We start from the raw sequence: 21,931 nt of genomic DNA, 5'->3' as shown, positions 1-21,931 counted from the left end.
GATTTTATTATGAAACATTTTGATGTAGCAATTGTTGGTGGTGGGCTTGCTGGATTAACAGCATCTATATATTTAGCGAAAGCTGGAAGGAAAGTTATTGTATTAGAAAAATCCAGTCACTTCGGTGGTCGAGGGAGGACTATAAATAAAAACGGCATTTGTATGAATCTTGGTGCACATGCTTTATATAGAGGTGGAGAAGCGTTTATAACTTTTAATGAGCTAGGAGTAAATCTTCCAGGTGGAATCCCATCTACAAAAGCACATGGAATATGGAAAGGGGATATTTATACCATTCCAACAGATTTTCGCTCTATTTTATCAACACCGTTACTTTCATGGTCTGCAAAAGTCCAGTTTGCTCGTCTTATGATTCATTTAGGAAACTTAGATGTAGGAAAGGTTCCAAAAATGAGTCTAACTACATGGGCAGAAAATGAAATAAAAGATCCGATGGTTCGCAATATATTTTATGCACTATGCCGAACAACAACATATACGTTTGCTCCTACAATACAATTAGCATCTTCCGTACTAAAGCAAATACAGCTTTCTATGAAAGAAGGAGTACTTTATGTAGATGGTGGTTGGGAGACGATAATAACAAATTTAAGAGGAATAGCGAATACTAGTGGTGTACAATTTCTGGCTAAAAAGCATGTTTTGAAAATAGAGCATTGTGAAGGGAAACAAAGAATACAATGTTTTGACGATGAAGTATTTGAAGCAGGTGCAGTCATTGTAACAACTCCACCGAAAGAGGCTTGTAAAATTATAAAAGGTGCAGAAGGAACAAGTTTGCAAAAATGGTGTGAACAATCTATACAAGTGACCGTGGCAGCGTTAGATATTGGCTTAAAACAATTACCGAATCCTTTGCATCAGTTTACTTTGGGATTAGATCAATCTATATTTTTCACGAATCAATCGAGAGCAGCTAAATTAAGTGAAGATGGATCAATTGTAGTGAGTCTAATTAAATACCATAACCCTGTACTAGAGCTGAATCATATTCAAGAAGAGAAAGAACAGTTAGAAAATGCAATGGAATTGTTACATCCGAATTGGAAAAGAGAAGTTGTTGCACAGCAATATTTACCGAAAATAACGGTAGTATATGATTTTCCTCATATTGACCGTGTTGAAAAACCAGGCCCTAATATACCTGGAATGCCAGGTGTTTATGTTGCAGGAGATTGGGCTGGACATGATGAAATATTAGCTGATGCTGCGGTGGCAAGTGGAAAACGTGCAGCGTTACACATATTAAAGCAATCCGAAAGTGAGGCAATTCATCATGGAAACGGGGCAATTATATGAGACGTATCAATCATTATTATTTTCGTTAGCATATAGAATCCTTGGGAGTGTTATGGATGCTGAAGATATCGTCCATGACGTATTTATATCACTTAATAATATGGAGGACGTTCAATCTATAGAAAATATGAGAGCTTATTTATGTAAAATGGTAACAAATCGCTCAATTGACAAATTACGTTCGGCAGCACATAAACGGAACGTATATGTCGGAATGTGGTTGCCAGAGCCATTTGTGGAAGAGATTGATGATCCATCAGAGTCAATTGTAATGAAAGAATCAATTTCTACGGCATATTTATTACTTTTACAACAATTGTCTGAGGTAGAGAGAGTTGTTTTCATATTAAGAGAGGTTTTCAGTTATGAATATGAAGAAATAGCTTCAATTGTAGATAAGAGTAGTGCGAACTGCCGAAAAATCTTTCAACGTGCACGAAAAAGTATTTTGGATAAGCCGAAGCAGTCAACATTAAGTACGAAGAAGATGGCTGCCTATGTGGAGAAATTTGTATCATCATTGCAGTGTGGGGATGCGCAAGGCATGTTAGAAGTATTAAAAACAGATGCGATATTGAAAGCAGATGGTGGTGGTGGTAAAGCTACAACTGCAATCCATCCAATCTATTCTGCAGATAGAATTATACGTTTATTCTTTGGAATTGGGAAGAAGTTCCCGGAAGAGTACAATGTTGATTATAAGTTGGTAAATGGTGCCCCAGGTGTTATTGTTAAAGTAAATAATAAAGTGACTTATGTGCTTTCATTTACATTTGAGAATGAGAAAATCTCAAACATTTATATGATGGTTAATCCTGAAAAACTTATGCACTTAAATGTAACGGTATAAAAAAAGACGCATTTCTTTAGAAGTGCGTCTTTTTTTTATTTCTCTAACATTTCAAGAGGTACATCTTTTTCGCCTGCTACCTCAAATTTAATTTCCCCATCTTCTTCATAAATACGTGAAATAATCGGTATAGTAATCATTAATTTTTTATGCTGTTTTCGTTTTCGAGCAGCATCTAAGCTAATCACGTTCATTGTAAGCATCCTTTCTTCTAGAAATATATAAACAAAAGAAAATGCGTCCGGAAAGGGCGCTTAATTGAATTTGAAATACCGATTCATTTAATTGGGGTTTATATGATTTAACAACTGCAATTGAATTAAAAATAGTATGAATGGAATAATTGCACGTAGAAATTAACTTTACCAAAAAACGAAACAATATGCTATAAAAAAATTCAAATCTTTGTCGTATAACGAGAAAAAGGATTTCGTTTCGCATATAATGAAAGTAGACGGGCAGCAAGAGCTTTTTCATCATATTGCTTTGGAAAGGCGATGAAAAAATGGATACGTTAGATTCATTATTATTTCAACTTGAACAATATGGAGAAGAGCATGATCGAAATAAAAAAACACGGGAAGAAAAATTAAGGAATATTTCTCGTGAGATGGGGCAATTTTTATCAATTTTAGTAAAAGGATGTAGCGCAAAAAACATTTTAGAAATTGGAACTTCTAATGGTTATTCTACATTGTGGTTAGCTAGCGCGGTAGAAGAAACAAATGGAAATGTAACAACTGTAGAGCTTTCTTCAGAACGAGTTGGAGAGGCACTTATCAATTTTGAAAAGGCAAACCTTTTACAAAGGATTGATGTTCATAATCAAGAAGCAGGGGCATTTTTAGATGTGCAACTAGATCATTCATTTGATTTTATTTTCCTAGATTCAGAGCGGACGCAATACATGTGGTGGCTTGAGCATATAAAACGCATTTTACAACCAAAGGGTTTTCTTGTTGTTGATAACGCAACTTCTCATGCAAGTGAGTTAGCCGAGTTTAGAAAAATGATTGAAGAAGATGAAATGTTTGAAACGGTCTTATTGGCATTTCAAAATGGAGCATTTGTAGCACTTAAGAAGAGTTAGGATTGAGCGTAATATAATTATCACATTGAAAAAGGGTGTATGTCAAAAGATTGAGTACAGTAGGATGGAAGGACGTAATTTATATACGTAACATATGAAGAATCCGCCTTCAGCATGTTGTTCTCTAGGTCTTAAGTCTGAGGAAAATAATGTTGAGAACAGGTATACTTATAGTAAGAAACAGGGAATGACTGCATAAACAGGCATTTCTAAAAAAATCGATTTCAAGCAGTTAGAATGTATATGAAATACGATATAATAGATGAAATATAGTGCATATAAATTCGCACATATAAATAAAGGAGCGATTTTGTTGACTGAACTCGAGAAAAAAGAACCTGTATCCATTGTGAAAGATAATAATGTAGAAGTAGTAGTAGATACAGTTATAAAAGATCAAGAATTAGAGGAACTGAATAAAGAAGCTGATCTTTATGTACAAAAATTAAATAGCGAGCAAAATACGGATTTATCAAAAGTATTGTCACAGCTAGGAGATTTAGGGGATAAAGAGCAACAAGCAGCAGGACAAACGTTATCAGCACTAAAGCGTCCTGTAACAGCGATGATGAATGGAAAGAACGAAGAAATTCCAAATACATTGTTAGAATTACGAAAAGTGGTATCAGAGCTTGATCCGAATTCATTAAAAGCAAGTGGTATGAAGAAAATTATGTTTAAAGTATTCAAGAAAAATCCACTTGAAACATACGTGCATAAATATCAATCTATAGATAAGCAAATTGAGGAGATTATAAGATCCCTACTAATTGGTCGTGACAACTTACAAGAAGATACAGTTGGTCTTGAAATGCTTAAAGAACAATCGCACGATAAAATTCACGCACTTGATAAGCAAGTATACTTAGGGAGAAAACTTGCTGGCATGCTGGAAGCTGAGAAACAAAATCCAGAACGTCAAAGAGATATTCCATTAATTAACGATGCATTAGAAAAGATTTTAGTACGTACACGTAATATGCAGCAAGCGAAAAGTGTTTTATTACAATCTATCGCATCTGTAGACATTATTAAGAAAAATAATGAAAAGTTAACAGAAGCAATTCGTAATGCCATTACGATGACGCAAAACGTTGTAACAGTTTCAGCTGCTATCCAGCTAGCGTTAACAAATCAGCGTAAAACAATTGATGCAGTGAATGCGACAAATGAAGCAATTGAATCAATGGTATTAAGTAACTCACAAGCATTAAAACAAAATACAGAAGAAACAACAAAACTTCTTGAAAATCCTGCTATTAGCATGGATAAATTACGTGAATCATTCCAAAATGTATTTGCTGCGATTGAAGCTTCTGAGAAATCATCAGAACGTATTATCGAGTCAAGTAAGAAGTTTGTAATTGAATTAGACACATTTAATGATGAAATGAAACAAAAACTCATTCAGCGTCCAAGGAAATAACAAACTTTTAGAGGAGGTGAAAAAATGAGTTTCATTCAAACAGTATTAGTACTATTGGGTACATTGCTTTTAATCGCATTTACTGTCGTTGTTTTAGTTGTATATTTCGGACGTAAACTGTATTTTTCATGGACGAAACCATATAAAAGAGCACATGATTCTTTAGATAAGTTATCGAATAAATCATTACCGTTTCTACAAGAATTTACACAGCACCCACTCTTTTATCGCTGGATTCGTACGGAAGGAAAGAAAGAACAATATACATTAAACACTCTTTTCTGTGCATCGGGTCAACGTACGAGAGAGCAAGTATTCTCAATGTTACCGAAAGAAAAACAGAAAAAAGTACATGTAATGGCGAAAACAACGAAAAAACTTACAAATGAAGATATTGATGTAGCGGCGATGAAAGTAAAAGATTTTTTAAGACAAGAAACGCAGCAAACAGTAAAACCATCAGACCTTTCGTTTTATAAATTGTATTTTTATGATCGATATCCAGATGCATTAAATACAATTCGAACGTATAAGCGCTCAATAAACCCTTCATTACAAAGAACGGTTGATGAAATTACAATTTCAGTATTAAATGCCTTGCCGTATTATCAGGAGCAGCGTATGTTTGAACAACAACATAAACTTGAAACGTTTTTAATGAAAGATTTAACAGCGATGCTATCGTTAGTCGTACAATTACCACCTTCACAACGACCAGAAAAAGAAGAAGAATTAAAAATCTACTTGCAAAATTTCCAGAAAGAAATGGAAGTAGTCGAGCGAGATATTCGTGACTCGATTGATCACGATTTGAATGTGAAGATGAGAGCAGCGACTGAGAAGTTTAAGAATAAATAAAAAAAGCGCCTTAAAGCTATAGTTCTTAGCTTTTAAGGCGTTTTTTTATTAGTTGTTATTTTGCTTTAACGGTTGTATGACTAGAAGCAACACTTTCATTATGCAATCGATCAACTGCAGTTACTACATACGTATACGTTTCTCCAGAAATAGCTGTTTTATCTACATAAATTTCTCCGAGCTTTGTTTTTCTTACAGTAGTAAGTAAATTTTTGGGATTTTCTGTATCCACTTCATTTTTCCCCTTTACACGGTAAATTGCGTAATACGCAGTGTCATTCTCTCTATCATCAATGATACCTACAGCAATACCTTCATCTCTTGGAATAGCACCTTTTAAAGTCGGTTGTTTTGGTGGATCATGATCAAGCCAAGGCATAGATGGGATTAATGCAGGATGTTTATATATGTCTTTTGCGAGTCTATCTTTAACCCCTAGTGGATTGTTATTTATATCTTTTAAGCTAAAATGCATACTACCTTTTATTTCAGGATATAACCGGTTTAATGCATTTTGTCTTGGGTATTCTTCAGGATCAGACCAAGCTGGGACAGAATTATTATTAATTTTATACGCCGCCTGACCGATGTATAGGTGAATCGGTTTATTATTTGTTTCTTTTACCCACCAATCTACTAATATGTCATATGCAGCTGGTGTGAAACCAATATTCCAATATATTTGCGGTGTAATGTAATCAATATAACCTTTTTGTATCCATTCACGTGTATCAGCATAAAGGTCATCATAGTTTCTTTGACCTGCAGTTGTGTTAGAGCCAGTTGGATCGTCGGCTATATTTCGCCATACGCCGAACGGACTTATACCAAACTTTACGTATGATTTTTCTTGTTTTATAGCTGTATTTAAACCTTTGACAAGTTCATTTACATTGTCACGTCGCCAATCTTCTATATTTGTAAATCTACCGCTATTATACGTTTTGTACGTTTTTTGATCGGGGAATTGTTCACCTGCCACTTTATATGGATAAAAATAATCATCCATATGTAATGCATCCACATCGTAATTTTGTACAATTTCTAAAGCACCTTCAGTTATGAATTTTTTTACTTCTGGAATGCCAGGATTGTAATATAACTTTCCTCCATAAGGTACAACCCAATCGGGGTGCTGTTTTGCAGGGTGGTTATCCGATAATCGATTTATATCGGTGTGATTCATCGTTATTCGGTATGGATTAATCCATGCGTGGAATTCTATATTTCTTTTATGTGCTTCTTCAATCATAAATGCGAGCGGATCGTATCCAGGATCTTTTCCTTGTGTACCTGTAATGTATTCAGACCAAGGACCGTAATTGGAAGGGTAAAAAGCATCAGCGGTTGGTTTTATTTGTACAACAACTGCATTCATACCAGTGTTTTTTACATCGTCTAATAATCTAATAAACTCTTGTTTTTGACTTGCAATAGGTAAGCCAGTTTTTGAGGGCCAGTCAATATTAAGTACAGATGCAATCCATACAGCACGTAATTCATGTTTTTTATACGTAGTATTTACTTCAGCGTAAGTAGAGTGAGGAGGAATGAAAGAGAAAGGAATAAAAAAGATGACGATACAACATATCACTAATAAACGTTTCATAATTATTTATACGCCTCCCTATTATATGGTTAGCTAATATGATATCCGAGGTGAGGTTGTACTTACAATTGAGAAAAATAAATATTGAAACATTAATTTAATAGGGAAAATATTTTTACTGAAATTTACTTTCAGTATAACTAAATTCTTTTACTTCTTCATATGCTTCTTAGTAAAGTGAAACTTCCTTTCATCCGAAGGGGATAATTTATAAGTATAGGAGGATTAATAAATGAAGGTTTTATTCGTTTGTTCTGGAGGGATGTCCAGTGCAATTGTTGTAAACGCTTTAAAAAAAGAGGCGGAGAAAAAAGGTGTAAACATGGAAGTCCATGCCATTGGAACAGGTGAGATAGAGGAAGAAGTAAAGAATGGCTGGGACGTTGTAATGGTTGCACCTCAAGTAAGACATCGATTTGACTCTGTAAAAAAATTTGCAGAAGAGGAATCTATCCCGTGCGGTATCATACCGCCACAAGCGTACACGCCGCTTGGCGGACCGACTTTATTAAAAACTGTAAATGATTTAATTAGTTAGGGGGAAGCGTTATGAATAAATTTGTCACGTTTCTTGATAGAAACTTATCTGGACCGATGGCAAGGCTTTCTGAACAGAGGCATTTACAAGCAATTCGTGATGGAGTTATTTCAGCGTTACCATTTATTATTGTAGGAAGTTTCTTTTTAATTGTAGCATTTCCACCATTACCGAAAGATAGTTTCATATCTGTTTGGGCATTAAAAAATCAAACAAGTATATTAATACCATATCGTTTAACGATGTTTATTATGTCTTTATATATAGCATTTGGAATAGGATATAATTTAGCGAAAAGTTATAAGCTAGATGCTTTATCAGGAGCACAGCTTGCAGTATGTTCATTACTATTAACATTAACGCCTGAATTAATTGATAAAAAAGGGTTTATGCTTCCGATGACAAATCTCGGAGGTCATGGATTATTCGTAACGATGATTGTTTCTATTTTATCAGTTGAGATATTAAGATTTTGTAAGACGAAAAATGTAATGATTAAAATGCCAGAACAAGTACCGCCGTCTGTTTCACGTTCGTTTGAAGCACTTATACCTGCTGCATTCGTTATTATTTTAATGAGTTTAGTAACTGTCGTTTTTAGTATTGATTTACATCATGTAGTTGATAAATTAGCGGCACCGTTAGTAAAAGCTGGTGATAGTTACTTCGGTGTAATCATTCCAGTATTTTTAATTACATTTTTTTGGTCATTCGGAATTCATGGTGTATCGGTTGTTGGAACTGTTGCCCGGCCATTATGGGAAGTATATTTAGGGAAAAATGGTGAAGCAGTTGCTAGTGGCGCAAATCAGTTACCATTCATTTCACCAGAACCATTATACCAATGGTTTATATGGATTGGTGGTTCTGGCGCGACGTTAGGACTTGTATTAGCTATGATTGTATTTGGTCGATCAAAATATTCGAAGGCATTATCAAGAACTTGTATTGTGCCTGGTATCTTTAATATTAATGAACCTGTTATTTTTGGATTGCCAATTGTACTAAACCCAATATTAATTATCCCATTTATCATTACACCACTAGTAACAGCAACTATTGCATACTCAGCAACTGCGATGGGGTTTGTTACACCAACACATATAATGCCTCCATGGACATTACCAGCTCCAATTGGTGCATATTTAGCAACAGGTGGGGATTGGAGAGCGATTGTACTCGTATTTATAAACATAACAATATCATTCCTTATTTATTTACCATTCTTTAAAATGTACGACAAAAACATGCTTGAAATTGAGAAAAATGGTGATGGGGAATCTGTTAGTCCGTAAGTTTTATATTTTATTTTGAGTGATAGGCATTTTGTCTATCACTTCTTTCACATGAAGTTCAGAGAGGGTGAAATGGAATGAATATAAAATTTAGTTATAAAGGTGTATTTTTATTATTATTTGGAGTGATATGTGCAAATTTACTTTTTGTACCTTTATTAAGAATGCTACATTTATCACAAATGCATAGTATATGGCTCGTTACAAGTATTGCGGCAAGTATTTTGCTTACAGTAGTTGTTTCTTTCATTGATGGATCGTTCGCATCGAAAGCCCAGTTGTTTTATAGATTTATATTATTTTCCATCGGTTGTACGTTTGTAACTTACATGATTGTTTTTTAGTAAATAGGAGGTCATGCATGTTATGTATATTGCAGGGATAATGTCCGGTACTTCGTTAGACGGAATAGATGTAGCACTCGTTCATATAGAAGGGAGTGGTGTAGAGTCGAAGGTCAAACTCATCCATTTTACTACAGTTCCATTTTGTAATGATATGAAAAATGAGATCCAGCAGGCATTATCAATAGAAAATTCAAATGTACAACTCATATGCAGTTTAAATTTCAAACTTGGTTTATGCTTCGCCAATGCTGTAAGGGAAGTTTGTAAAGAGGCCAATTTTCCTTTGGGACAATTAAATTTAATTGGTTCTCACGGACAAACGATTTATCATCAGCCAAAGCAAGATGGTAATATGATTCCTTCCACATTGCAAATTGGAGAACCAGCAGTTATAGCATATGAAACGAATACGACGGTTATTTCTAATTTTCGAACGATGGATATTGCAGCAGGGGGACAAGGTGCACCACTTGTACCATATTCAGAGATTATTTTGTATCGTCATCCAACTAAAAATAGACTATTACAAAATATTGGCGGGATCGGTAATGTTACCGTAATACCAAGTCACCTAAGTGATAAGAACGTTATAGCTTTTGATACTGGTCCAGGGAATATGGTAATTGATGAAATGTGTCAAAGGCTATTTCAGTTATCATATGATCAAAATGGTAAGATTGCAAAACAGGGAGTAGTTGTAGATGAAATATTGACCTATTGTATGAACCATCCATTTTTGAAAATGAATCCACCGAAATCAACTGGTAGAGAACAGTTTGGAGAAGAATTTGTCAGTGAGTTGTTGAAGCAGTACGAAAAGCATAGTAAAGAAAATATATTGACGACTGTCACTATGTTTACAGCAAGTTCAATTGTTCATCAGTATAAGGAGTTTATTCTGCCGTATTATGAAATTGATGAGGTGATTTTAGGCGGTGGTGGCAGTTATAATCGTACACTTGTTGAAATGATACGGTATGGATTGAAGGATGAAAAATGCGACATATTCATTCAAGAAGATTTAGGCTATTCTTCAGAGGCGAAAGAAGCAATCGCCTTTGCCATTTTAGCAAACGAAACGTATCATCATAATCCGAGTAATGTGCCAAGTGCAACAGGTGCAAAGCAATCTGTAGTTTTAGGGAACATAACATTCCCTCCAACTTGAAGAGAATGAGGCGAACATATGAAATATATGATTGGAGTAGACGGCGGGGGAACAAAGACAGAAGCAATTGCATTTGATAAAGACGGAAGTGAACTTGAAAGGACTACGAGTGGTTTTGGAAATATATTAATAGATTTTGAAGAAGCACTTTTTCATATTATGGAAGCGATTGATCAATGCCAGAGAGGGTTATTAAATGGGGATTGCGTTTGTATTTGTTTAGGATTAGCGGGTGTAAGTGGGGCAAATACGAATGAATTAATATTACGTCTAAAAAAGAAGTACGGAACACAAATTGATGTATTTAATGATGCAATGATTGCTCATGCAGCTGCTTTAAAAGGAAAGGATGGAATTTTAACAATTGGCGGTACAGGTGCGATTTGTTTAGGAAAGAAAGGGGAAGTGTACGAGTATAGCGGTGGATGGGGACATATTTTAGGAGATGAAGGAAGCGGATATTGGATTGCGTTACAAGGTTTAAAGAGAATGGCAAATCAATTTGATCAAGGAGTTCCACTTTGCCCATTAAGCTTAAGAATTCAAGAAGAGTTTCAACTTTTGACATCGTCTCATATAAAAAGACTAGTATATAGTTTTTCAAAAGATAAAGTTGCAGCAATCGCACCATTCATTATTGAGGAAGCGAGAAATGGGAATAATGATGCACATGAAATTATTTTGCAAGCGGCTACGGAATTAACGAGAATTACGGTGAATATTTACAATAAGATGCAGTTTGATTTATCAACTTCCATTGCAGTAAGTGGCAGCATATTGCGTTTCGTTCCTGAAATATATGGTGAATTTAAGAAATGCTGTGAGAAGAGTATAGGAGAAGTTACATTTGTATCACAATCAGAAACAGCAGTGAAAGGAACATATTACTTAATGAAGAATTTATATTTTAATAAATAGCTGCATGAGAATTTTTGTATGATTTGTAAAAATATGATGTTAAAATGTATAAAGGAATGTGGATAAAAAAGTACAATATACATAGTTCTTGAATATTGTATATGTATTCCCATGTAGAAAGTGAATGATTACATGATTAATAGTATGCAATTTTTGTATTTGGTGGCTTCTTATTTATTTGGAAACATATTGACCGCTTATATAGTAACGAAATGGAAACATAACGTTGATATTCGAAATGAAGGAAGCGGTAATCCTGGCGCAAGAAATATGGGGCGCATATATGGAAAAGGATATTTCGTCGCTACATTTTTAGGTGATGCAATCAAAGGGGCAATCGTAGTTTCTATTGCAAAATACCTTTTTGGAGATTCTACATTTGTAATGTTAGCTTTATTGGCTGTTTTACTTGGACATATTTACCCAATTGTATTTAAAGGCAAGGGCGGAAAAGGCATTTCAACATTTATTGGAGGATTAATTGCATTTGATTATTTGATAGCGCTTACCCTTGTTGCTGTTTTCATTATATTTTATTTAATCTTTAAAGGATTTACTAAGCCGGGGCTAATTACAATCGCTTGTTTACCAGTTTGTATGATTTTGTATTCTTATTCTATTGTTACGACTATTTTAAGTGCTCTTATCATTGTACTTATTTTATATGTAAATCGAGAATAAAGGAAACTTTTATAAGTGGAGAAATCTCCACTTATAATTTAATTAAAAAGCAAGCGATAAATAGAGAAAAGAAGGGGATAGGACATGGGGTTAATTTATAAAGTTGCTGATCAAGATTGGGAATTTGAACGTATACATAAATTGAATTATAAAACATTTGTAGAAGAAATTCCGCAACATGAAGATACGAAAGAGCGTGTTCGTATAGATCGTTTTCATGAAGAAAATACATATTTAATTTGTTTAGATGACGATAAGTTAATAGGGATGGTTGCGTTGCGAGGAAAACGACCATTCTCATTAGACTATAAAAATACAAATCTAGATTTGTATTTGCAAGAACATGGAGAACATGTATATGAAATTCGTTTGCTTTCAGTAGAACGTGAATACCGAAATGGAAGAGCATTATTAGGTTTAATTCGCTTTTTACATCGTTATTTGCTTCTAAATGGATATGAATTAGCACTCATTTCTGCTACAACACGTGAACTACCTTTATACGAACAAATGGGATTCAAATCTTTCCATACGTTAGTTGGTACTGAAGAAGCAGCCTTCCAGCCAATGTATGTTACACCTGCTATGTTTGAAGAGTCGAGTGTTGGTGGGATTATGACGAAAGAATACACATTTTTACCAGGTCCAGTAGATATTGAAGAAAATGTTCGAAAGGCATTTTCTACTAAGCCTATTTCGCATCGTTCTAAGTCATTTCAAGTGACAATGGAAAATGTCAAAAAACGTTTACTGCAAATGACAAAAGCAAAACGTGTGCAAATATTGTTAGGAACAGGGACGTTAGCAAACGATGCGATTGCTATACAGTTACGTTCTTTAAAAGGGAAAGGACTAGTATTAACAAATGGGGAATTTGGTAATAGATTAGTTGGACATGCAGCACGCGCGCAATTACATTTTGATACGTATAAAAAAGAAATGGGAGAACCGTTTATTTATACCGAATTAGAAAAAATAATGAGAACTGGCAATTATGAATGGCTTTGGTTTGTTCACCATGAAACATCAACCGGAATGTTAAATGATTTAGACGAGCTAAATGTTTTAAGTGAAAATTATAATGTGAAGCTATGTGTAGATTGTATCAGTTCGATTGGAGCAATACCGATAGACTTGAAGGATGTATATTTTGCAAGCGGTGTTAGCGGAAAGGCAATTAAATCGTTTACTGGATTATCTTTCGTTTTTTATAATCATAATGTGAAAGTAAACGAGACATTACCGGCCTATATGGACGTTGGTATGTACGAAGAAAATGAAAGTATTCCATATTCTCATTCATGGAATTTAATTTATGCACTGCAAGAAGCTTTGAAGAGATTTGAAGATGAAACGGCATTTGTAAAAATAAATGAGACATATGACTATATTGAAGATACAGTTACTAGTATGGGTTTAAAACTTGTTTCACCAAAAGAACATGCCGCGCCAATTATACTTACCATTCAATTAGATGAAGATCAGTCTTCTAAAACAGTAGGCGATACGTTAGCGTTACAAGGATATATTGTTCATTATGAATCAGCGTATTTACGAAAGAATAATTGGATTCAAATTGCATGCCTAAATCATTATAAAGAACGTGATTTGAAGAGGATGTTAAACTGTTTGCAAATGTGTGTATTACAGAGTGGGGTACATATATAAAGATTTTTTGTTAACATAGATGGTTTCGTATAAAGGAGCTGCGACTTACGAAAACTTAGGAATAGACCATTGGAAGAGGTGTTAGTATGATAACTAAAAAACTACCGTTACATATAGACGATATTAAAAAAGCCCAAAACATTCTGGATAGAAATGCTCGAAAAACGCCACTAGTAAAATCTTTTTATTTGACTAGTAAAACAGGCGGAGAAATTCACTTGAAATTAGAAAATATGCAATTAACGGGTTCTTTTAAATTTCGTGGTGCGTTTAATAAAATGTCACAGTTGACAGATCAAGAAAAAGAGCGAGGAGTAATCGCCTGTTCGGCAGGTAATCATGCACAAGGTATTGCTTTATCTGCTCATTTACTTGGCATTAAGAGTAAAATTGTAATGCCAATTTCTGCGCCTTTAGCGAAAGTTGAGGCTACTAGAGGATATGGATCAGAAGTTGTTTTATACGGTGAAACTTTTGATGATGCGAAGGCAAAATGTGAGGAGATTATAAGAGAAACAGGTGAAACATATTTACATCCATATGATGATGTAGAGGTAATGGCTGGTCAAGGTACAATTGGTTTGGACATTCTTGATGATATGTGGGATGTTGATACTGTCATTATACCAATTGGTGGAGGTGGCATTATTTCTGGTATTGCTGTAGCATTGAAATCTTTTAATCCATCCATTAATATAATTGGTGTCCAAGCAGAAAATGTTCATGGGATGAAGGCATCTTATGACAAAGGCACGATTGTAGAACATTATGAGGCACCTACTATTGCAGATGGTTGCGCAGTTAAAATACCAGGCGATTTAACTTTTGAAGTTGTAAAAGAATTAGTAGATGATATTGTAACAGTGTCAGAAGGTGAATTAGAAGTAGCGATGAAAGACTTATTACAACGTGGAAAAGCTGTTGTAGAAGGTGCTGGTGCATTAGCTACTGCTGCACTACTTGCAGGGAAAGTGGATCCATATATTAAAGGGAAAAAGGTAGTCGCGGTTATATCTGGTGGAAACGTAGACTTGCAGCGCATTTCGAGTGTTTGTGAGCAATTTTTTGTAGCCAATGAAGTGAAATAGTATTTAAAAAACATAAGTTTTATGGAAGAAGAGCTAAGACAACTAATCTTAGTTCTTACTTTTTGTCTACCGTATATTGAATTATTATATGTAATCGTCTATTTTCAAAGATAACTCAAATAATTATATCAATATTGTCGAAACGAAAACATAAATTTAATATAATAGTTTTAACGTGCTAATGAGCGGTTAGGAGGGCAGGTCATGAATAAAGAAGAACAGGTCATGAACGGTTTCAGGGAATTATATAATAAGATGGTTTGGCTTAATAAGGATAAAATGGAAGAAGGTCTTAAAGGTTTTAAGTCTTCTGAAGTACATTGTATTGAATACATTGAAAACAATTCCGATTCTAACGTGACACAACTTGCAGAGGCTTTTTATGTGACTCGCGGTGCAATAAGTAGAATGACTAAGAAGCTCATAAACAAAGGCCTTATCGAAAGTTACCAGAAATCAGAGAATAAAAAAGAAATCTATTTTAGGCTTACTGAACAAGGGAAAAAAATATATAAAATTCACGAGGAGTTGCACAATGAGTTTCAACAGCGGGATAAAGCTGTATTTGAGCAAGTAACCGAGGCAGAATTCGACAGTATTATTAACTTCGTGGAAAAGTATAGTAGGCATTTGGATGCAGAAATAAAGAAACAAGGTATACATATTAAGTCGTAAATTTGCCTGTTAATGCGAGATATATTTAAATAATAAAAAGGTAGCCTATTCACGGTAAGGCTACCTTTTTATTATTTTATTTTTGTTGACTAATCAACAAAACAGAGTTATTATTTTTGTTGACAAAGCAACAAAATGTTCTGAGGGGAGAAATTAAATGTCTATTTTTAAATCAAAAAATGAAACTGAAAAAAACATAGATAAACATGCTTTAATATTCGGTCTTATTTCTGTATTTCTTTGTGGTATAGGTTTCAGTATCATTATGCCTGTAGTGCCATTCTTAGTGGAGCCTTATATAAGTAGTCCGGAAGAACAGGCTCTAGTTGTTACGCTACTGACCTCTGTTTATGCGGTCTGCGTGTTTTTCGCTGCTCCTGCACTCGGAGCTTTGAGCGATAAATATGGCCGTCGTCCATTACTTTTAATATGCCTTTTCGGTTCTGCAATCGGATACTTAGTTTTTGGTATAGGAGGGGCTTTATGGGTACTATTTGCTGGACGTATAGTAGAAGGAATAACAGGCGGGAGCATCAGTACAATTTTTGCATATTTTGCAGATATCATTCCCTCAGAACAGAGAACGAAGTATTTTGGGTGGGTGAGTGCAGTGGTAGGTGCAGGAACCATTATCGGACCAACTCTTGGGGGGTTACTTGCAAAGTTTGGTCATTCTGTACCTTTATATTTCGGAGCACTTATAACTTTATTAAATGTTTTATATGGGATGAAATATATGCCTGAGAGTCTTCACAAAAATAATAGGTTAAAAGAAATTACTTTTGTAAGGTTAAATCCTTTTGCACAGCTGGCAAACATACTTTCCATGAAAAACTTAAAATGGTTACTTGTCTCAGCGTTTTTACTTTGGATACCTAACGGATCTTTACAAGCAATTTTTACACAATTTACGATGGATACTTTTAGCTGGAAACCTGCACTAATCGGACTTATGTTTTCAATTATGGGCTTTCAAGATATCATTTCACAAGCTTTTATAATGCCGAAGCTTTTGATCAAGCTTAGTGATAAACAAATAGCTATGCTTGGAATGGTTTCGGAGATTATTGGCTACAGTTTTATTGCAGCATCTGCTTTATTTTCCTTATATCCTCTTCTAATCGTTGGGATGTTACTGTTTGGTTTTGGTGACTCAATTTTCGGGCCTTCATTCAATGGGATGCTTTCAAAGTCTGTCGATTCTAGTGAACAAGGAAGGATTCAAGGCGGTAGCCAATCTATTCAAGCTTTGGCAAGAATGATTGGTCCAATTATTGGAGGGCAAATCTATGTATCACTTGGTCATGCTGCACCTGCTTTTATGGGGATGATTCTTATAGTAGTTGCAATAGCGGTTTTGTATAGGGGTACGCATGTAACTGTATAAACTATCTGCACTATTATTGTTTTTATTCCTCTACTGGAATCAACTGCATCACAGATAGACATAAGAATAAATAATAGGGTGTCAGAACTTAGGAACAAGTGCTGGCACCCTAATTGTTTACAGTTTGTGAGTTAAGAAAAAATCTGTTGTTTCTGATAATATTCAGTGGGGGCATAGAATTTACCTTAATTAAAGATTCGTTTTGGTTGAAACTAGAAAAGGTAAGTAAATGACTAACTATTTTAAGTCACGCCTGAGCTGAAGTAAATAATGACTCCATTTTTATTTTACTCTTTTCTCGAATTTCAGCGTCGGCATGGCGCATTACAAATTTATGCGCTATAGCGATTGCTAAAACATCATCTAATAAGCCAATCCCAATAATAGCAGCTATATCTGGAATGAAATCAATAGTTAATACGTAATAAGATAAGGCGGCTAATATTATAAATTTCGCTTTAGTAGGTAACTCTTTTTTTCTCATTGTATAGTATAAAATAATACTTTCATATACGCTAGATTTCCCGAGGTTTGCTGAGCTTTTTTTGAATTTTTTCCAAAGGGTCTGTTTCTCCATATAAACACTCCTATTACAAAAACATAGATTTTTTAAAAGGATAGACAAAAAAGTGAAGGAATAATCAATTTTATTATTTATCTTATTGTATATTTCCATAAAAATAACGAATTACCTGTTCAAAATAATAGAATGTTTGTTATGTAACGACTCATATTGTTTCGTTACATAAGTATGTACAGTAAAATGTATGTGGAGGATTTATTTATTATTAAACATTTAATAAGCGGTATGGGGGAAGAAAAATGAAGATAATAGAATTACCAATTGAATTCGAATTTAACGGGGCAAAACAATGTATTTATCCGAGCTTAATTATAATAAACAATGAATTAACTTTAGTGGATACGGGTTATATCAATTTTTTACCTTTAATTGAGGACGCAATTTTAAAACATGGGTATGAGATGAAAAACTTAAAAAATATAATTATTACTCATTATGATGACGATCATATAGGATCTTTAAATGATTTCAAAGTGAAGTATCCTCACGTTAATATTATTGCTAGTGAAATTGAATCCAACTACATTAATGGTGATATAAAATCAGAGAGATTAGTTCAAGCTGAAGACATGTTACAACGTATGCCAATTGAAGAGAAAGAATTTGGTGAGTGGTTTATACAACAATTAAAAAATATAAGACATGTTTCCGTCGATGAAAAAGTATATGATGGTCAAATGATTTTGAATGATAAATGTCAAATTGTAGCGACACCAGGACATACTTTGGGGCATATTTCATTATATTTTCCGAATTTAAACTGTGTAATTACAGGGGATGCGGCTGTTCAAGAAAATTGTGAATTAGTAATAGCTAACCCGAATTTTTGCTTAGATTTAGAAAAAGCGGAAGAGTCTTTAAAGAGAATTAAAAACCTTAAAGCCGTAAAGTATTATTGCTATCATGGAGGAAAGCTTACTTTATAAAATAATAAAAAACCGATCTTTCCCATATCGAAAAGATCGGTTTTTTTAATTCATAGATTCTGCAGTTCGAATTAAATCCTTTACGTTATATGTTCCTTTTATATAGCGTTTGTTACCAATTGCAATTGTATATTGAAAACCATTCTTCTGAAAGATAAGCTCATATGCTAAATCAAAATGAGGGTTATATAATGCTTTTATATTATTTTTTAAACTGTAGAACTTAGCTCCCTTATGTACATATAGGTCTAATTTGTTTTGAATTGGTGAAACAGTGATTTTAAAAATCCCATTAATATCTTCATTGTAGTATCGTAGTTCTAAGTAATCGTTATAGATATACCCTTGAAATTCGTGAATTTCGAATGGGAATTTTGTAGGAGTAAGTATATGTTCCTTACACTTCATTTCATATTTTTTTACAATGGTAGCTTCTTTCATAAGTGGATTCGTTCCATCATAAATTTGATTAATTCGAGATATTTTATTATTTTTTGTTATTATTTCTAAAATGCAACAGATAGTAAATCCATCATCAGTGTCTTTGAAATAAGAAATAAAAATTGTGGTATCTTCTTTTGGAGACGGTACTATTTTAATTTCATGAATTTGTTTATTTGTTTGCAAAGTAGGTAATTCAACCCCTTCTGTTACATATGACCGCATTAATTTTTTATCATTTTTGAGTAAAGCTTGTTTAAATTCACTTATCACATTTGTTTGAGATTTTGCCATAATAATTGAGATCGATTGGAAATATAGTAAGAAAAATATACAAAATATCTTTATAAATGTAGTGTTCAATTTTATCACCCTGTAACTATATTTCCGTAACATTGAAATATATATGTATAGGAGCGGAGAAGATGAGTTTATTGCTTGATATAATAATGGATATGATTTTATTTTATCCTCGAAATGACATGAAATTAAAACATCATATTGCCAAATTAAGTGAATTTGAGTGGTTTCGAAGGCTACACGAAGATACTAAGTATACAAGATTAATTTGGAGTAATAGAAAAATTAAGAAGTATATTTTGAATTCGGCAAATATGGAAGCATTAATAAAATCCGAGAAAAAGCAAAAAGAATTTGTTCATCTAGTACACGATGAATATAAAAAAAGAAGATAAGAATTTTTTTATTTTTCATATTTGGCGAAACAAATGGTACAATGAAAGCTAATGTGAAAAATAAGGAAAAGAAGTGGTCAATTTGAAAAACTTTTTAGAATTAGGAATTAGTGAAACTTTTAATCATACATTACGTGAAAATGGAATTACAGAAGCAACACCAATTCAAGAGCAGGCAATTCCTGTTATTATGTCAGGTAAAGATATTATTGGGCAGGCGAAAACAGGAACGGGTAAAACGTTAGCATTCGTGTTACCGATTTTAGAAAAAATCGATCCAGAGTCTAGTGATGTTCAGGCTTTAATTGTTGCGCCAACAAGGGAACTAGCACTGCAAATTACAACTGAAATTAAAAAAATGCTTGTTCAAAGAGAAGATATTAATGTACTAGCGATATATGGCGGACAAGATGTAGCACAACAATTGAGAAAGTTAAAAGGTAATACACATATTGTTGTAGCAACACCAGGACGATTATTAGATCACATACGACGTGAAACAATTGATTTAAGTAATCTTTCAACGATTGTACTAGATGAAGCGGATCAAATGCTTTATTTCGGTTTCTTATATGATATTGAAGATATTTTAGATGAGACACCTGGTAGTAAACAAACGATGTTATTCTCAGCAACGATGCCAAAAGATATTAAAAAATTGGCGAAGCGTTATATGGATGAGCCGCAAATGGTTCAAGTACAAAGTGAAGAAGTAACGGTAGATACAATTGAGCAGCGTGTCATTGAGACGACAGATCGTGCAAAGCCAGATGCACTTCGTTTTGTTATGGATCGTGATCAGCCATTTTTAGCAGTTATTTTCTGTCGTACAAAGGTTAGAGCAAGTAAGCTGTATGATGATTTAAAAGGACGAGGTTATAATTGTGCTGAACTTCATGGTGATATACCTCAAGCGAAACGTGAAAGAGTTATGAAGAGTTTCCGCGAAGCTAAAATTCAGTACTTAATTGCGACGGATGTAGCAGCACGTGGACTTGATGTAGATGGTGTAACGCACGTATTTAACTTTGATATCCCTGAAGATGTAGAAAGTTATATTCACCGCATTGGCCGAACAGGACGTGCAGGTGGATCAGGTCTTGCAATTACATTCGTTGCAGCGAAAGATGAAAAACATTTAGAAGAAATTGAAAAAACACTTGGTGCACCAATCCAAAGACAAATAATCGAACAACCGAAGATAAAACGTGTAGATGAAAATGGAAAACCGGTACCAAAGCCTGCTCCGAAGAAATCAGATCAATATCGTCAAAGAGATAGCCGTGAAGGTTCAAGAAGTGAATCAAGACGTGATTCGAGAAATAGCTCAAGAAGTGATTCAAGAAATAGTTCAAGAAATGATAACAATCGATCATTCAATAAGCCAAGTAATAAACAAGGTAGTACAAAGCAAGGTCAGCAAAGACGTGGCCGTTAAATAGTTATTATTCAAAAAGAGTCGCAAAGTGTTGCGGCTCTTTTTTGTTTTTATACAACGAAGTCGATATAAGTACAAGGGTGATTGCATAGAAACAACCTTTAAAATTTCATTTACCGTATTAAATAATTTTAAATTCATAAAGGAAATGGAAAGTAAGATGGTGTATATGTACGATAATAGGAAACTTTTTACTAACTAAACATATAATTTAAGTAGACCGACAGTCGGTCTGGTGGGAAGGAGAACTTGAATGCGAATTGTAAAGGAGTATGAGGAGCGTAGAAAGGAAATTTTAGAAACTGCTGAACGTTTATTTATTACGAAAGGTTATACGAAAACAACAGTAAATGACATTTTAAAAGAGATAGGGATAGCAAAGGGGACGTTTTATCATTATTTTAAGTCGAAAGAAGAAGTGATGGATGAAATCATTATGAAGATCATTAAAGATGATGTTGCTAAAGCGAAAGCAATCGTCTCTAATCCAAATATCCCAGTTTTAGAAAAGTTATTTCGAGTTTTAATGGCGCAATCACCAAAATCAGGAGATGTTAAAGATAAAATGATTGAACAATTTCATCAGCCAAATAATGCGGAAATGCATCAAAAAAGTATAGTGCAATCCATTATTCATTTATCTCCTGTTTTAGCAGAGATTTTAGAACAAGGAATCGATGAAGGCATATTTTCTACACCATACCCACAAGAAACGATTGAATTATTACTCTCTTCAGCACAAGTCATATTTGATGAAGGTTTATTCCAGTGGAAGCCGGAAGAAATGATTAGAAGAGCTAAAGCGTATATTAAAATGATGGAAGTATCTGTTGGAGCGAAAGAAGGATCTTTTGATTATATGGTTGAGGTTTTAATTAAACAAAAATGATGATTTCTGTTTAATTATTACAGACCGGCAGTCGGTCTAAA

23 protein-coding genes are annotated in these 21,931 nt (G+C 34.0%); 19 read left to right on the top strand and 4 right to left on the bottom strand.

The annotated features are described in order from the left end of the window. The first annotated feature begins 9 nt into the window (after positions 1–9). A complete protein-coding gene (locus MKO96_RS02830; protein WP_240586597.1) occupies positions 10–1,320 on the top strand; it encodes a phytoene desaturase family protein in 1,311 nt (436 codons plus the stop codon). Next, positions 1,298–2,170: a sigma-70 family RNA polymerase sigma factor gene (locus tag MKO96_RS02825; RefSeq protein ID WP_240586596.1), complete on the top strand. Its 873-nt coding sequence runs from the start codon at positions 1,298–1,300 to the stop codon at positions 2,168–2,170. The genes MKO96_RS02830 and MKO96_RS02825 overlap by 23 nt, the downstream gene beginning before the upstream one ends. A 35-nt stretch (positions 2,171–2,205) precedes the next feature. Here the strand turns inward: MKO96_RS02825 and MKO96_RS02820 are convergent, their stop codons facing one another. Then, positions 2,206–2,364, bottom strand: coding sequence for a hypothetical protein (locus MKO96_RS02820; RefSeq protein WP_001100983.1), 159 nt, complete (start codon positions 2,362–2,364; stop codon positions 2,206–2,208). Positions 2,365–2,675: 311 nt separating this feature from the next. On the opposite strand from MKO96_RS02820, the gene MKO96_RS02815 reads away from it, so the two are divergent. The 3 genes from MKO96_RS02815 to MKO96_RS02805 all read left to right on the top strand — a co-directional run bounded on the left by MKO96_RS02815 (position 2,676) and on the right by MKO96_RS02805 (position 5,544). Further along, the gene (locus MKO96_RS02815) at positions 2,676–3,260 is read left to right on the top strand and encodes an O-methyltransferase (protein ID WP_087980823.1); all 585 of its coding nucleotides are present in this window, start codon (positions 2,676–2,678) and stop codon (positions 3,258–3,260) included. Positions 3,261–3,573: 313 nt separating this feature from the next. Next, a complete protein-coding gene (locus tag MKO96_RS02810) occupies positions 3,574–4,686 on the top strand; it encodes a toxic anion resistance protein (RefSeq protein ID WP_000137410.1) in 1,113 nt (370 codons plus the stop codon). Between the two features lie 24 nt (positions 4,687–4,710). Further along, entirely contained in the window at positions 4,711–5,544 is an 834-nt protein-coding gene (locus MKO96_RS02805) for a DUF3974 domain-containing protein (RefSeq protein WP_240586595.1), read from the top strand. Between the two features lie 55 nt (positions 5,545–5,599). On the opposite strand, the gene MKO96_RS02800 is transcribed toward MKO96_RS02805, so the two are convergent. After that, entirely contained in the window at positions 5,600–7,159 is a 1,560-nt protein-coding gene (locus tag MKO96_RS02800) for a glycoside hydrolase family 10-like protein (RefSeq protein ID WP_240587376.1), read from the bottom strand. A gap of 226 nt (positions 7,160–7,385) precedes the next feature. On the opposite strand from MKO96_RS02800, the gene MKO96_RS02795 reads away from it, so the two are divergent. The 10 genes from MKO96_RS02795 to MKO96_RS02750 all read left to right on the top strand — a co-directional run bounded on the left by MKO96_RS02795 (position 7,386) and on the right by MKO96_RS02750 (position 16,918). Further along, positions 7,386–7,691: a PTS sugar transporter subunit IIB gene (locus MKO96_RS02795; protein WP_240586594.1), complete on the top strand. Its 306-nt coding sequence runs from the start codon at positions 7,386–7,388 to the stop codon at positions 7,689–7,691. Positions 7,692–7,702: 11 nt separating this feature from the next. Beyond that, entirely contained in the window at positions 7,703–8,986 is a 1,284-nt protein-coding gene (locus MKO96_RS02790) for a PTS sugar transporter subunit IIC (protein WP_087980426.1), read from the top strand. 77 nt (positions 8,987–9,063) lie between these two features. Further along, positions 9,064–9,330, top strand: a complete 267-nt coding sequence (locus MKO96_RS02785) for a hypothetical protein (RefSeq protein ID WP_001021974.1) — start codon at positions 9,064–9,066, stop codon at positions 9,328–9,330. Between the two features lie 13 nt (positions 9,331–9,343). Then, positions 9,344–10,501: an anhydro-N-acetylmuramic acid kinase AnmK gene (gene anmK, locus MKO96_RS02780; protein ID WP_240586593.1), complete on the top strand. Its 1,158-nt coding sequence runs from the start codon at positions 9,344–9,346 to the stop codon at positions 10,499–10,501. An 18-nt stretch (positions 10,502–10,519) separates the two neighbouring features. Next, positions 10,520–11,419, top strand: a complete 900-nt coding sequence (locus tag MKO96_RS02775) for a BadF/BadG/BcrA/BcrD ATPase family protein (protein WP_240586592.1) — start codon at positions 10,520–10,522, stop codon at positions 11,417–11,419. Between the two features lie 132 nt (positions 11,420–11,551). Next, entirely contained in the window at positions 11,552–12,100 is a 549-nt protein-coding gene (gene plsY, locus MKO96_RS02770; RefSeq protein WP_087980429.1) for a glycerol-3-phosphate 1-O-acyltransferase PlsY, read from the top strand. Positions 12,101–12,184: 84 nt separating this feature from the next. Next, positions 12,185–13,768, top strand: coding sequence for an aminotransferase class V-fold PLP-dependent enzyme (locus tag MKO96_RS02765; RefSeq protein ID WP_240586591.1), 1,584 nt, complete (start codon positions 12,185–12,187; stop codon positions 13,766–13,768). 86 nt (positions 13,769–13,854) lie between these two features. Then, positions 13,855–14,856 carry a bifunctional threonine ammonia-lyase/L-serine ammonia-lyase TdcB gene (gene tdcB, locus MKO96_RS02760; protein WP_240586590.1) on the top strand — a complete coding sequence of 334 codons (1,002 nt, stop codon included), beginning with the start codon at positions 13,855–13,857 and terminating at the stop codon, positions 14,854–14,856. A 204-nt stretch (positions 14,857–15,060) separates the two neighbouring features. Beyond that, complete coding sequence (locus MKO96_RS02755; RefSeq protein ID WP_240586589.1) at positions 15,061–15,531, top strand: MarR family transcriptional regulator; 471 nt, start codon at positions 15,061–15,063, stop codon at positions 15,529–15,531. Positions 15,532–15,688: 157 nt separating this feature from the next. Beyond that, a complete protein-coding gene (locus MKO96_RS02750) occupies positions 15,689–16,918 on the top strand; it encodes an MFS transporter (RefSeq protein ID WP_240586588.1) in 1,230 nt (409 codons plus the stop codon). Between the two features lie 247 nt (positions 16,919–17,165). Here MKO96_RS02750 and MKO96_RS02745 read toward each other — a convergent pair whose 3' ends face one another. After that, entirely contained in the window at positions 17,166–17,495 is a 330-nt protein-coding gene (locus MKO96_RS02745) for a YkvA family protein (RefSeq protein ID WP_240586587.1), read from the bottom strand. A 245-nt stretch (positions 17,496–17,740) separates the two neighbouring features. On the opposite strand from MKO96_RS02745, the gene MKO96_RS02740 reads away from it, so the two are divergent. After that, positions 17,741–18,427, top strand: coding sequence for an MBL fold metallo-hydrolase (locus MKO96_RS02740; protein WP_240586586.1), 687 nt, complete (start codon positions 17,741–17,743; stop codon positions 18,425–18,427). Positions 18,428–18,472: 45 nt separating this feature from the next. Here MKO96_RS02740 and MKO96_RS02735 read toward each other — a convergent pair whose 3' ends face one another. Then, positions 18,473–19,264 carry a hypothetical protein gene (locus MKO96_RS02735; RefSeq protein ID WP_240586585.1) on the bottom strand — a complete coding sequence of 264 codons (792 nt, stop codon included), beginning with the start codon at positions 19,262–19,264 and terminating at the stop codon, positions 18,473–18,475. Between the two features lie 29 nt (positions 19,265–19,293). Here MKO96_RS02735 and MKO96_RS02730 point away from each other — a divergent pair, with 29 nt between their 5' ends. From MKO96_RS02730 to MKO96_RS02720, 3 genes are all read left to right on the top strand, one after another. Continuing rightward, on the top strand, positions 19,294–19,563 hold the full coding sequence (locus tag MKO96_RS02730) for a hypothetical protein (RefSeq protein ID WP_240586584.1): 270 nt from the start codon (positions 19,294–19,296) through the stop codon (positions 19,561–19,563). 73 nt (positions 19,564–19,636) lie between these two features. Further along, a complete protein-coding gene (locus MKO96_RS02725) occupies positions 19,637–21,001 on the top strand; it encodes a DEAD/DEAH box helicase (RefSeq protein WP_240586583.1) in 1,365 nt (454 codons plus the stop codon). Positions 21,002–21,254: 253 nt separating this feature from the next. Then, positions 21,255–21,890 (top strand): TetR/AcrR family transcriptional regulator, encoded by a 636-nt coding sequence (locus MKO96_RS02720; RefSeq protein WP_240586582.1) that lies wholly within the window; start codon positions 21,255–21,257, stop codon positions 21,888–21,890. The last annotated feature ends 41 nt before the right edge of the window (positions 21,891–21,931 follow it).

This window comes from Bacillus sp. ES1-5, from assembly GCF_022487605.1.
Classification (GTDB): domain Bacteria; phylum Bacillota; class Bacilli; order Bacillales; family Bacillaceae_G; genus Bacillus_A; species Bacillus_A wiedmannii.
Note: the sequence above shows the minus strand (reverse complement) of the source record. Positions and strands in the feature narration are given on the sequence as shown.